General features: G+C 56.2%; 9 protein-coding genes. 5 read left to right on the plus strand and 4 right to left on the minus strand.

Going from position 1 to position 12,114, the window contains the following annotated elements; all coding sequences use genetic code 11:
* The first annotated feature begins 162 nt into the window (after window positions 1–162).
* Window positions 163–2,721, plus strand: coding sequence for an EAL domain-containing protein (locus tag LNA76_RS16475; protein ID WP_230019479.1), 2,559 nt, complete (start codon window positions 163–165; stop codon window positions 2,719–2,721).
* A gap of 84 nt (window positions 2,722–2,805) precedes the next feature.
* Here the strand turns inward: LNA76_RS16475 and LNA76_RS16480 are convergent, their stop codons facing one another.
* Window positions 2,806–4,152 carry a DNA recombination protein RmuC gene (locus LNA76_RS16480; protein WP_230019480.1) on the minus strand — a complete coding sequence of 449 codons (1,347 nt, stop codon included), beginning with the start codon at window positions 4,150–4,152 and terminating at the stop codon, window positions 2,806–2,808.
* A 278-nt stretch (window positions 4,153–4,430) separates the two neighbouring features.
* Here LNA76_RS16480 and LNA76_RS16485 point away from each other — a divergent pair, with 278 nt between their 5' ends.
* Window positions 4,431–5,441 (plus strand): acyltransferase, encoded by a 1,011-nt coding sequence (locus LNA76_RS16485; RefSeq protein ID WP_094195295.1) that lies wholly within the window; start codon window positions 4,431–4,433, stop codon window positions 5,439–5,441.
* A gap of 2 nt (window positions 5,442–5,443) precedes the next feature.
* Here the strand turns inward: LNA76_RS16485 and LNA76_RS16490 are convergent, their stop codons facing one another.
* Together LNA76_RS16490 and LNA76_RS16495 are read right to left on the minus strand one after the other, a co-directional pair.
* Complete coding sequence (locus tag LNA76_RS16490) at window positions 5,444–6,691, minus strand: D-amino acid dehydrogenase (RefSeq protein ID WP_108728668.1); 1,248 nt, start codon at window positions 6,689–6,691, stop codon at window positions 5,444–5,446.
* A gap of 106 nt (window positions 6,692–6,797) precedes the next feature.
* Complete coding sequence (locus LNA76_RS16495) at window positions 6,798–7,682, minus strand: LysR family transcriptional regulator (protein WP_230019481.1); 885 nt, start codon at window positions 7,680–7,682, stop codon at window positions 6,798–6,800.
* Between the two features lie 261 nt (window positions 7,683–7,943).
* Here LNA76_RS16495 and LNA76_RS16500 point away from each other — a divergent pair, with 261 nt between their 5' ends.
* Together LNA76_RS16500 and LNA76_RS16505 are read left to right on the plus strand one after the other, a co-directional pair.
* Window positions 7,944–8,615 (plus strand): GntR family transcriptional regulator, encoded by a 672-nt coding sequence (locus tag LNA76_RS16500; protein WP_094195293.1) that lies wholly within the window; start codon window positions 7,944–7,946, stop codon window positions 8,613–8,615.
* Window positions 8,616–8,728: 113 nt separating this feature from the next.
* Complete coding sequence (locus LNA76_RS16505; RefSeq protein WP_094195292.1) at window positions 8,729–9,076, plus strand: ankyrin repeat domain-containing protein; 348 nt, start codon at window positions 8,729–8,731, stop codon at window positions 9,074–9,076.
* A gap of 87 nt (window positions 9,077–9,163) precedes the next feature.
* On the opposite strand, the gene LNA76_RS16510 is transcribed toward LNA76_RS16505, so the two are convergent.
* Window positions 9,164–10,120 (minus strand): Bug family tripartite tricarboxylate transporter substrate binding protein, encoded by a 957-nt coding sequence (locus LNA76_RS16510; RefSeq protein ID WP_094195291.1) that lies wholly within the window; start codon window positions 10,118–10,120, stop codon window positions 9,164–9,166.
* A 356-nt stretch (window positions 10,121–10,476) separates the two neighbouring features.
* On the opposite strand from LNA76_RS16510, the gene LNA76_RS16515 reads away from it, so the two are divergent.
* Window positions 10,477–12,093: an ATP-dependent acyl-CoA ligase gene (locus LNA76_RS16515; RefSeq protein WP_094195290.1), complete on the plus strand. Its 1,617-nt coding sequence runs from the start codon at window positions 10,477–10,479 to the stop codon at window positions 12,091–12,093.
* Window positions 12,094–12,114 lie beyond the last annotated feature (21 nt).

Below are 12,114 nucleotides of genomic sequence, written 5' to 3' on the forward strand. Positions count from 1 at the left end.
CGCCGAAATACGGCACGCATCCGCCCCACATCTCGATATTCAGTTAAATTAGTCACATCATTGTTGCATGATCGCCCCCGTCCCCGATTATCTGCTTTGTGCAGCCATTACCTTATGAATTTGCCCCGCCTTTTTACTTTATCGATGTGCAGGGCAATGTACATGCTAGGCATGCTGGTTGCACTAGGATTTGTATCACCACCGACCCAGGCAGCCCCCCACGCCCAGCAACATATCGTACGTATAGGCGTTTACGAAAACCCACCTAAACTCCTGCTCGACAGTCAGGCCCGTCCCGGCGGCATCATGGGCGAACTGCTGCTGGAAATTGCCAAGCGTGAAGGCTGGACACTGGAAGCCGTGCAATGCGACTGGCAACAATGCCTGAACGCCCTGCAAAATGACCTGATCGATATCGTGCCGGGCCTGGCCTACTCCCCCGAACGCGCCACCCTGTACAGCTATCACAGCCGAGCCGTACTGGAGGACTGGTCACAGATATTCACGGGAAAAGGCACGCATATTAGTGCGCTGAACGACTTGAATGGCAAACGCATTGCCGTCATGAGCGGAACCCTGCAACTAACCCAGCTCTACAATATTTTGCAGAAACTGGAGCTTGGCTCCAAGCTGGTCATTACCGACTCCCAATACAACGCGCTCAAACTGGTCCAGACCAAACAGGCCGACGCCGCCGTCGTCGGCCATTTATTTGGCGTACGTCATGCAGGCGAACATGGCCTGAAAACCGCGCCTATCCGGCTAGAGCCCACCAGCACTTACTTTGTGACCGCCAAGGACCGCCACCTGGACCTGCTGGCCGCTATTGATACTCATATCAAGCAGTGGCAAGACAATAACGATCCGTTCTACACAGAGACACTGAACCAGTGGGGCCTGCGCCTGATTGAAAAACCAACCAAGCCCTGGATCATCCCCGCCTTGCTCACACTGGGTATCTTGCTGACCCTTGCCCTGCTCACCGTGAGCCTAATGCGCATTGGCCTGCGTCGTCAGCGCAAAAAACTGGTCCGCACCGAGCATCATCTGCATACCGTGCTCGATGCCATTGACGCCTACGTCTACATCAAGGATGACCAGTTTCGTTATCAATACGCCAACCGCAAACTATGCGAAGACCTGAACTACACCACGGTCAGTATTGTGGGTAAAACCGACCAGGACTTGTACGCCAACAAACAAACCATTAACGAATTCCGTCATAACGACGAGCAGGTGCTGTACAGCGGTGAACGCCTGGCTGTAGAAGAAGTGGTACGGGACCGGAAAGGCGATGTACGCGCCACCTTTTTCTCCATCAAAATGCCGGTCCAAGACCCCGAGACTCAACAAACCAGCCTGTACTGTATTTCCACCAATATCTCGGCGCTCAAAGCCACGCAGTCAGAGAACTACCGGCTGGCTTTCTACGACCCGCTCACCGAACTTCCCAACCGCCGCCTGCTGATGCAACGCCTGGAACGCCACCTGCAAACCATAGAGCCTTACAAACGACCTGGTGCGCTGTATTTCCTGGATCTGGACCGATTCAAGCACATTAACGATGCGCGGGGACACGCCATTGGCGATGCGCTGCTACGCAAAGTGGCGCGCCGCCTATCCTTGATGATTGACCCCCAAGACATCGTGGCCCGCTTGGGTGGGGACGAATTTGTCATCCTGAAGATACTGCAACTCGGTACGGTACGAGACTGCCACAAAGAAGCCCTGGAGTTTGCCGAACAGGTACGCACCCGTCTGGAAGAGCCCTACAGCATTGAAGGCCACTCTTACTTAAGCAGCAGCAGTATTGGTCTGGCCTTGATTACCGACAGCACCCTGACTGCAGAGGACCTGATGCGACAAGCTGACACAGCCATGTATCGGTCCAAGGAAAATGGTCGCAACCAGATCACCTTGTACGAACCTGGTATGCAAGAGGCCCTGGAAGAGCATCTGAGTCTGCAGCACGATCTGCGTTTTGCGATTGGCTCGGATCAGTTGCGCCTGTTTGTCCAGTCCCAGTACGACAAGCAAAACCACATCTGCGGGGCCGAGGTGCTGCTGCGCTGGTTACACCCAACACGCGGTATGCTGACCCCCAATCTGTTCATTCCCCTGGCGGAAAGCACCGACTTGATCACGCCCCTGGGCGACTGGATCATGGCATCAGTCTGTGATTTGCTGCTACAGACCCAGGAGTGCAGCTTTCCCATTTCCATTAATGTCAGCCCGATTCAATTCCGCCGCCCTGACTTTGCTCGCCGCACACGCCAGATCCTGGAGACCAGCGGCGCCCCCGCCCATCGTCTGATCTTTGAAATTACCGAAGGCGTACTGATGGAAGACTTCTCCTCGGCCAACAGCATGATGCGCGAGCTCAAAGACCTGGGGATCCGCTTTTCCATGGACGACTTTGGCACAGGCTATTCCAACCTGGCCGCCATCCGCCGCCTGCCGCTATACGAGCTGAAAATGGACCGCAGCCTGATCCTGGGAGTACCCATGGAGCAGGAAGCCAACGCCATTGTGCGTACGGTACTGGCCATGGCACGGCAACTAGGGCTGCACGTAGTCGTTGAAGGTGTGGAAAATGAGCAGCAAAAGGAGTTTCTGCTGCGCCGCGGCTGCCATGCCCTGCAAGGCTATCTATTCAGCGCGCCGCAGTTGGTAGAGCACTGGCTGGAGGCAATTGAGCAGGAAGATGGCGCTCAACCGTAAACGCCATGGGCCGCCCTCAGCCAGCCTATACAAAATCACGACACCATATCGGTTAGCGGGAACAGGCACCTAAGCTTTTAACAATTAGGCATCCGGCTCTTTGCCCTGCGCCGGCTCGGTATCCTCGGGCAAGACCCAATCCAGGCGCTCGTGTTCTATATCCGTATGCAAGGGTTCGATCCCCGGCTGGGTACGCTTGGCCCGGGCCGATAGCTCGGCAAAGCGGCTGACTTTCCCGTACAAGCCCTGCTGACCTGCCAATGCTGTCACCGTACTGTTGTAGTGCTTGCCCGCCTGCCCCAAGGTTTCGCCCAGCTTTTTCAGGCGCTCAGCCAAGATAGATACCTGGTTATAGATATCGCCCGCACGTTGGCTTAGTTCGTGAGCCTGCTCGTTGCTGCGCACCATCATCCAGATATTGGCTACGGTACGCAAAATAGGCAGCAAGGTGGTGTGCGAGACCATCAGGACATTTTTGCCCAGGCCGTAGTCGAACAAGCCATGCTGTTGCTGCAAAGCCTGCATATATGCCGCCTCGATAGGCACGTACATAAACACGAAACCGGGGCTGTTCAGGCCAGACAAGGCGCTGTAATCCTTGGAGGCCAGATCATCAATATGCTTGCGTAGCGCCTGCACATGGGCTTGCAGACTTTGTTGGCGTTCCTCGTCAGTCTGAGCGCGGATGGCGCGATCATAGTCCACCAAGGACACTTTGCAATCGAGCACCAGATGCTTGTCCTGCGGTAGATGCACCACGAAGTCAGGGTATCGCAGGCGACCTTGCTCGTCGCGAGCTTGCCATTGTGTATCAAAGTGGACACCGCGCACCAAACCAGCCACTTCCAGCGTTTTTTCCAACTGGGTTTCACCCCAATTACCAGTGGTCTTTTTATCGCCTTTCAAGGCCACAGCCAAGGAATGTGCTTCAGCACTCATGCGCAGACCCATTTCCTGCATACGTTGCAGCTCCAGACTCAAGGCGGTCTGGCCTTTGACGGATTCATCATGCACTTGATTCACGCGCAGTTGAAAGCCTGCCAATTGTTCTCGAAAGGGTCGCAGCATTTCATCCAGGGTGCGTTGACTATCCTGACGCAGCGTCTGCCCTTTGGACTCCAGAATCTGCTGGGCCAGGGACTCAAACTGCAAACGCATCTGCTCGCGGCTATGTTCCAAGTCCTCTTGGATGGCCTGATTGCGCATCTGCTGAGCCTGCAACTGGGCATCGCGGCGTATCAGTTCCTTATCCAGCTCCGCCGCCCTGTCCTGCGTCAGGGCCAGATCTTGTTCCAGACGTGCACAGCGATCCTCCAGAACTTGCTCAACAGGCGCTCTCATGCGCGCTCGCAGCCACAACCCGATCAGCAAGCCCAGCGCCCAAGCGACCAGGGCAATCAGCACATCCAACCCGCTAAAATCCAGCTCCATTCACCCTACTCCTGACCAGCACTGCCAGTTCAGGAGTGCCCTGACTGGTCTGTCTGGCTAAGCCTGCTATTTAACCGTATAACGCTGGTAATTTATACACCCTTTTTCAGTCGTTCCCGAAAGGCGATAGGATGAATCCATCCTGCCCGCATCAGTAGCCAACATTCCCTTGCACCGTCACATCCAGACAAAACTGGACGCTAAATCCCGTATTTGGGGGACATATCAGAAACGTCTGCTCGTTACGATAGTTAGGTCTCTGATTTTGATGTCCTGTCATGAACTGGATCAGCAATGCACGGATCGTGGCGATTTTCTCTGTCGTTTGCCTGCATATCGCCGCCTACGCCGTCCTGAATGCCGAGTTGGGCACAGCCAACTGGTGGAGTGGCAATCTCTACGATGCCGCCACCCGCTGGTGTGTACCGGTGTTTGTCATGGTCAGCGGTGCGCTCTTGCTGGAACCCCGTCCCCAGGAGGGCATGAAGCGCTTCTACCGCAAGCGGGCGTCGCGAGTCTTGCTGCCACTGCTGTTCTGGACCGCGTTTTATCTAGGCTGGACGGCCTTCAAGCAGCATTGGTGGACACCAGACGCTGACCCTTATCCCTATCTGGAGCGGCTGCTGCAGGGTCGGCCTTATTTCCACCTCTGGTTTCTGTACATGATTGTGTTCCTGTACCTGTTCACGCCCTTTTTGCGTCGTATGGTTCAGAACACCAACTTGAAGCAACTGGCCGCGCTGACCGGGGCGGCCTTCGTGCTATCTGCCCTTAGCACGCTCAGTAAGCCAGAGCTAAACACCCACTCTGCCCCCTTCTTCACCTGGTTCCTGTCCTATCTGCCCTATTTTCTGCTGGGCTATCTGCTACGCAAAGTGCCGGTGCGTGTGCCCCGCTGGCTGACTATGACGGTGCTGCTCAGTAGTATCGCGGCCACAGCCTGGGGCTTTTATGCGCTGGCCATCACCCACGACCGGCAAACCGCTGCGTACTTTTATGACTACCTGAGTATTACCGTCATCCCCATGTCCATCGCGCTGATTCTATTGCTGCGTGACTGGAACCAGCCCTTGATCAACTCGCGGATCAGTGCCCATCTGGCAGAGCTGACCTTGGGGGTGTATTTGATCCACCCCTGGCTGATAGACCTGATGTACCGCTATCTGTTCACGGCACTGGATTTCAATGCACTGTGGTCGATTCCGGTGCTGGCGGCCGCCATCTATGGTCTATCCCTGTTGCTGACGGCGGGTTTGAAAGCCATGCCGGTGTTGCGGGCGACGGTCTAGGATTAAGGACGAAACGGCGCATCATCAATAGGTGAAGCCTCTCCGGTCAGGTGCGCGGCCAGAATCGCTGCACTGCCACACGCCAAGGTAAAGCCCAATGCGCCGTGGCCTGCGTTCACCCACAAACGACCGGCCAGCGTGCTGGCCCCTACAATAGGCTTGCCCGAAGGTGTTGCAGGGCGCAAGCCTGCCCAAGTCTGTGCCTGCTCCAACGGCAAAGCAGGGAACAGATCCTTCACCTGCTGCTTCAAGGTCGCCATACGATCGGCCGGAATATCCAACCCATCAAAGCCGATATCCACCATGGCAGCCATACGCAGCACCTCACCCAAGCGGGCATACACGATGCGCTGTTCGTAATCCGTCACGCTGATGGCGGGCACGGCTTGATTCAAGCCTTCCAACGGCAGGCTCAAGCTATAGCCCTTTAGCGGGTAGATCAGAGGACGGCCACCCAATTGGCGCAACAAAGGCACCGTGCCCATACCGCTGGCAACAACAAACTGATCGGCCTGGATCTCACCTTCTGCGGTTTGCACAGCGCGGATATCGCGCCCTTCCCTCACAAAGCGCTGCACCGGCGTATTGAGTTTGAGCTGGTAATCGCGGTCATTTTGCATGCGCTCATGCAAGGCCACAGAGAACAGATAAGCATCCCCTGCCTCTTCGCTAGGGGTGTAAATCGCACCCTGCAAGCGCGAGCCCAACGTCTGCAAAGAAGGCTCCAGCTCCAACACTTGAGCCGCTTCCAGCACTTGCTGCGAGGAGCCCATATCCGCCTGCAATTGCGCCTGCTCACGGGCATGCTGAAACGGGCCGGGGCTGCGAAACACAATCAACTTGCCATTGTTTTGATGGGCAAATTCCAGATTGAAGCGCTCTTGCCAGTCGTGCAAAATGTCGCGGCTCAGGTAGGACAAGGTCAGCATCTGCGCGGTGGTACGGCGCACCACATCACCCCGGCAGGCTTTCAGAAAATGCAGCAGCCAGCGCCATTGTTGCGGACTCAGCGCAGGCTTAAAACGCAACGGCGAGTCGTTCTTCAATAACCAGCGAGGCAAATCCTTGAATACGCCAGGATCAGCCAGGGGGGCCACGTAGCTGTAGCTCAGTTGTCCACCATTGGCAAAGCTGGTCTGTCCGGCCACTTGCGTACCCGCCTCCAGTACCGTGACCTTCACCCCTTTCTGGCGCAACATGAACGCGGTACTCATCCCAATGACACCGGCGCCGATAATACATACATGCATGAACATACCCCCAATAACTGGCCTCTATTGTCTTGGGGGGTGCTACAGAGCGCCAATGAATAGTTGGCGCTCTCCATAACCCAGGGTTATGGAGTCAAGATTCTGCTCAGTCCGGGAAACGGCATTCCAGCAGAGCCTGCCGGATGTGGTCCAGCACCCGCTCACGCGAGCCAGAACCCGCATCATCATGGGCCGTCAAAATACTGACTGGGATAGGCAACGGCTCGGGCAAGCGGTGTATGGCTAGGCCCCGACCTTGCATGGCGCGGGCAGTGACCAGGTCCACCAGGGCCTCACCCACCTGCTGCACAACCAGGTTGCACGCCACGTAATGGGTCTGTACACGCATAAAGGGGGTCACATCGGGGGCATAGCGTTGCAGCAGGTCCTCAACCATCGCGCCCACAGGATCATTAGCGTCTAAAGCGATAAAAGCGCGCTCGGCCATCTCCTCCCAATGACGCAAAGGAGCAACACCCGGCAAGGTCACGTGCACCAGTTCGGTATCGGCCAGAACCTGTTGTTGCACGCCCGAGGACTCGCCCTGATCAAAACTGATCACCATATCCAGGTCGCGCGTTTCCAGGGCTTGTAATAACTCCCCACTGTGATGGGTACGCAACTCGAAACTCATGGCCGGGTGGGACTGGCGACAACGGCTCAAGGCCACCGGCAATAGCTCCAATCCGAAAGCCGGGCTGCTGCCGATACGCCACAGGCCTTCATGATGAGAGCGCAGATTGCGCGCCAGTCGGCTGACGTCATCCAGATTCTGATGTAGACGCGCAACGTAGGGTGCCAGAATGCTGGCCTCACGCGTGGGGATCAGGCGGCCACGTACGCGATCGAACAACTTAAAACCCAGCTGCATTTCTGCCGTCGCCAACATTTTGCTGGCCGCAGGCTGAGAGATATGCAGCAACTGTGCGGCCTGCGTCAAAGAGCCACCGCGGCAGATCGCATCAAAAATTTCTACATGCCGCCACCGCATCAATTGCCCCCTCTGGTACGTGCTGAGTTGAAAAACACCTATTATGCGGCAAGTCAGCCTGTGAAGCGGTTTGCCCAGAGTCTTGCCCATACAGGAGACATCACACGACGGCCACGCCGCCAGAGCAATCCTTTTCAGCCACTCAGGCCAGACGGTTTCAACCCATCCCATCCTGGTACAAAACGCCTCAGCCCTTCATGCTTACTTGGTATCCTATACCCCTTTCAGAGTTTTGCCGTGCGCCAGACGCCGGACGAGTTTATGGCTGCTACCCCCTACAAAAAACGCGAACCCAATATCCGTGAACAAGTCTATGGCATGCTTCGCCAGGACATTGCACTGGGCAAGATAAGCTTTGAGGTCAGGTTGGTTGATAATGAAATTGCAGCCAGCCTGAACGTGTCACGCATGCCCGTGCGCGAAGCCCTGTTGCAGCTTAAAAACGAGGGCGTGCTCGAGAGCACCTCGCGCGGCTTTGTCCTGAAGATCTACACCCCACAAGATATTGAAGACATCTTCTCGGTACGTTTGCTATTGGAGCCTTCCGCCGCACACCTTGCCTGTCAGCATCAAAGTGCAGTGGGCTTGCGTGCCATGGGGCAGGCGGTGGCGCGCATTGAAGCCACGCATCAGCAAGGGGATCCTCTGGACAACATTCAGGCCAACTGGTCATTTCGTAGTGCCTGGATCAATATGGTGCCCAACAAGCAGCTCATCGATACCATGGAGCGTTTGCATGACCGGGCCGATCAAGCCCGTATCGCCTGCCTGCAAGACCCGCTTTTCCGTCGAGAAACCTTGCAACGCGCTCAAGGCATCTACCAGGCTTTTGAGCAGGGCCAGCCTGAACAGGCCGCGCAAAAAATTCATGAAAATCTGGTGATCTGCAGCTCCGCCTATTGCATCAAACAAGCCGAACTGCTGTCCCACTAGCGCATGGCCAGCCCCTGGCCCGGCCTCCTGAAGTAACAAGCCATTACAGAACCCGCTTTCAAAAATAACTATTATTCATAACGGTTAGTTTAAATCTGCTTTTGGAGTATTAAATGAAGTTTATTTCCGCTGCCCTGCTTACCCTGAGCCTTGCCGCCCCCGTCTACGCCGCCAACGCCGATCTGTATGAACAGATCTGGGCTGGCCAAGCCGAGCAAGTCATTACGGCCATGCAACAAGACAAAGCCCTGGTCAATGCCAAGCTGGACGGCTATACCCCATTGCATCTGGTCAGCATGAACGGCAACAAAGAAATCGCCCGCTTCCTCCTGGACAATGGTGCCGATGTTAACGCCCGCGATTTTGAAGGCTATTCGCCACTGGTGCGTGCCAATGCAAATGGCAACAAGGAAATCTCGGCCATGTTGATCGAACGCGGCGCCAAAGAGTTGCGTCCCTGATTCTGGGGCCGGGCATCAATGAAACAAGCCGGCATGGCCGGCTTGTCTGCAACACCTCTGACGGCAGGCCCGTCACCTAAAACAGAATTAATCCAACGTAATCTGCAAAGACTGGATCATCGGGCCCATCGCCGTCGCATCGCTCTCGATCAACTCAGCAAACGCTTGTGGTGTCGAGGGCTGAATCTCAATACCAAAGTCCACAAACTTCTGCACGACTTCCGGCGCATTGAGCACAGCCGTCAACTGCTCGGTTAAGCGTGTCACCTCATCGGCAGGGGTGCCTGCCTTGGCCGAGATACCCCACCAGATCGTAAAAGCCACATTGGGAATACCGCTTTCAGCAAGGGTGGGCGTATCAGGACGCAACGGGCTACGTTCTGTCGTGGCAGCGGCAATCGCGCGCAAACGACCATCCTCCAAAAAGCCACGGCTACCGGTCAATACATCAAAAATAAAGTCGATCTGGCCACTGACCGCATCGATCAAGGCCGGACCTGCGCCCTTGTAAGGCACGTGCACCAGACGGGCGCCAGTTTCTTTGCGCAGCATCTCGCCCAACAGGTGAGTGCCGGTACCCATACCGGGCGAGCCGTATGTCAGCTCTTGCTTCTGGCCGGCGGCAACCAGATCCTGAACGGTCTTGAAAGGGCTGTCTTTGTTGACCAGCAGGAACACAGGAGCCTTGGCGGCCAGCGTCATGGGAATCAGGTCCGTGGCGACATCGTAGTTCAGGCGCTGATACATATGGCGGTTAAGCGAATAGGCACCGCTATCGGCCAGAAACAGCACCGTTCCCAAGGCATTGGGGTTGGCATTTTTCACCACATTCATGGCGACCTGCGCACCGGCACCCGGACGGTTCTCCACAATCACTTTCTGATCGAAGCGTGTTCCCATTTCCTGAGAGATCACACGCGCCAACTGATCAGCCGCACCACCAGGCGGATAAGGAATAACCAGCGTGACATTCTTATTCTGAGCATGAGCCTGTGCACCCAACATGAGCGCGCAACACGTTGCCAACTTAAGCCATACCTTCATTGTTCTATCCCCGTTGCCCCTGTGGGCTTATTCAAAGTCATTGTGAAGCACATCCGCCCAAACACGTGGGCCTGACCTGCTTTTTGCTGATCGACTGTCGTTCTGAAACCTGATCAACCGCCTTGCCTGCCGTACTGCCCTGGCCTGCAAAACGCCCCCTTTTCTGTCCTTGTCCAGCCCTTGGTTTATGCGAAACACCACGACTTGGCGGCCTCATCGACTTCGGGTTTTTCCGGTGAAGGACAGGAATTTCAAAATAATATATTGCAGTATACTGTTTGCCGGATATTAGTAATTTCACCCATGCATATCGGCTTGCCGCCTTGATCGCGCGTTGGCCGGGAGACAGATTGATCATGCACGCCCATTCCATTCCTGCTTCTGAATTGCCACTGTTTTCAATACCTGCTACGCAGCGCACGGTGCCCGCCTTGTTGCGCCTGCGCGCAGAGCGCATGGGTGATACGCCGCTGTTCTCAGACCGACACATCCACTACACCGGCCAGCAAACCTTGCAGGCGGCCGCCGCCAGTGCAAGCCGCCTGAGCCGTGCCGGTATCAAGCGTGGCGACCGTGTTGCCCTGCTGTGCACCAACCGTCACGAGTTCCTGGACATGGTGCTGGGTTGCGGCTGGCTGGGCGCGATTGTGGTGCCTATCAATACCGCCTCGCGCGGCGCGCAGTTGCAGCACATCCTGTGCAATAGCCAGGCCAGCTTGCTGGTGGTGGAAACCGATCTGACACCACTGCTGGCCGATGTGGACCTTGCCGCCACCGCCGTCCAGCAAGCCTGGCTGATTCAAGGCCAGGAAGTGGCACAAACCCTGGCTGTACCCACCTGCGATCTACCTGCTTTGGGCGATTACTGCGAGCCTGCCGACATAGGCCCTGGCGATACGCTGGCCATTCTGTATACCTCCGGAACTTCAGGCCCTTCCAAAGGCGTTCAGTGCCCGCACGCCCAGTTCTACTGGTGGGGTATTTACACCGCCAGCAAGTTGGGCATGAAACCCGATGATGTGCTGTACACCTGCCTGCCCATGTTCCACACCAATGCCCTGAACACCTTTTTCCAGGCCCTGGTCAGCGACGCCTGCATGGTGGTGGATAAACGTTTCTCCGCCAGCCGTTTCTTCGACAATCTGTGCGAAACCGGCGCGACGATTACCTATCTGCTGGGCGCCATGGTGCCCATCTTGCTGTCCAAACCAGAAACAGCGGCAGAAAAGCGGCACAAGACACGCATTGCCCTGGGCCCAGGCGTTCCCGAACAATTTCATAGCCAGTTTCTGGAGCGCTGCCACATGCATCTACTGGATGGTTTTGGCTCTACCGAAACCAACTATGTGATGGGCCGTGGCATTCAGGAACAGCGTAATGGCTATATGGGCCGAGTGTCTGAGGGCTTTGAAGCCCTGGTGGTGGACGAGAACGACAACCCACTGCCAGATGGTGAGGTGGGCGAGCTGTTGTTGCGCGCCGATGAGCCTTACGCTTTTGCCTTGGGTTACTACGGTCAACCCGACAAGACCGTGGAGACCTGGAAAAATCTGTGGTTCCACACGGGCGACCGCGTGGTACGCGATGCCGATGGCTACTACCGCTTTGTAGACCGTCTGAAAGACATGATTCGCCGCCGTGGGGAAAACATTTCCTCCTACGAAGTCGAGCAGGCTTTGGCCAGCCATCCTGCCGTTCACACGGTCGCGGTCTATGCCGCCAAGTCCGAGTTGGCCGAGGACGAGGTCATGGCCATGATTGTGCTGCGCCCGGATTGCACGGTCAGTTGCGAGGAGCTGCTACAACATTGCGAGCGCCGTCTGCCGTACTTTGCCGTGCCGCGCTTTATTGAGTTTGCCCAAGTCTTGCCCACCACGGAAAATGGCAAGATTCAAAAGTTTGCCCTGCGTGATCGAGGCATTGGCCCCGACACCTGGGATAGAGAAAAAGCGGGCTATCAGGTTCGCCGCTGATCGCTGCCACTGGAATTCGAT

Source organism: Alcaligenes sp. MMA, assembly GCF_020907215.1.
In the GTDB taxonomy this organism is placed as follows: Bacteria; Pseudomonadota; Gammaproteobacteria; order Burkholderiales; family Burkholderiaceae_B; genus Alcaligenes; species Alcaligenes aquatilis.

Excerpts from the sequence above, each read along its gene's own strand:
- LNA76_RS16475 (WP_230019479.1), top strand. The coding sequence starts at position 163 with ATGCTAGGCATGCTGGTTGCACTAGGATTTGTATCACCACCGACCCAG.
- LNA76_RS16480 (WP_230019480.1), bottom strand. The coding sequence starts at position 4,152 with ATGGAGCTGGATTTTAGCGGGTTGGATGTGCTGATTGCCCTGGTCGCT.
- LNA76_RS16485 (WP_094195295.1), top strand. The coding sequence starts at position 4,431 with ATGAACTGGATCAGCAATGCACGGATCGTGGCGATTTTCTCTGTCGTT.
- LNA76_RS16490 (WP_108728668.1), bottom strand. The coding sequence starts at position 6,691 with ATGCATGTATGTATTATCGGCGCCGGTGTCATTGGGATGAGTACCGCG.
- LNA76_RS16495 (WP_230019481.1), bottom strand. The coding sequence starts at position 7,682 with ATGCGGTGGCGGCATGTAGAAATTTTTGATGCGATCTGCCGCGGTGGC.
- LNA76_RS16500 (WP_094195293.1), top strand. The coding sequence starts at position 7,944 with ATGGCTGCTACCCCCTACAAAAAACGCGAACCCAATATCCGTGAACAA.
- LNA76_RS16505 (WP_094195292.1), top strand. The coding sequence starts at position 8,729 with ATGAAGTTTATTTCCGCTGCCCTGCTTACCCTGAGCCTTGCCGCCCCC.
- LNA76_RS16510 (WP_094195291.1), bottom strand. The coding sequence starts at position 10,120 with ATGAAGGTATGGCTTAAGTTGGCAACGTGTTGCGCGCTCATGTTGGGT.
- LNA76_RS16515 (WP_094195290.1), top strand. The coding sequence starts at position 10,477 with ATGCACGCCCATTCCATTCCTGCTTCTGAATTGCCACTGTTTTCAATA.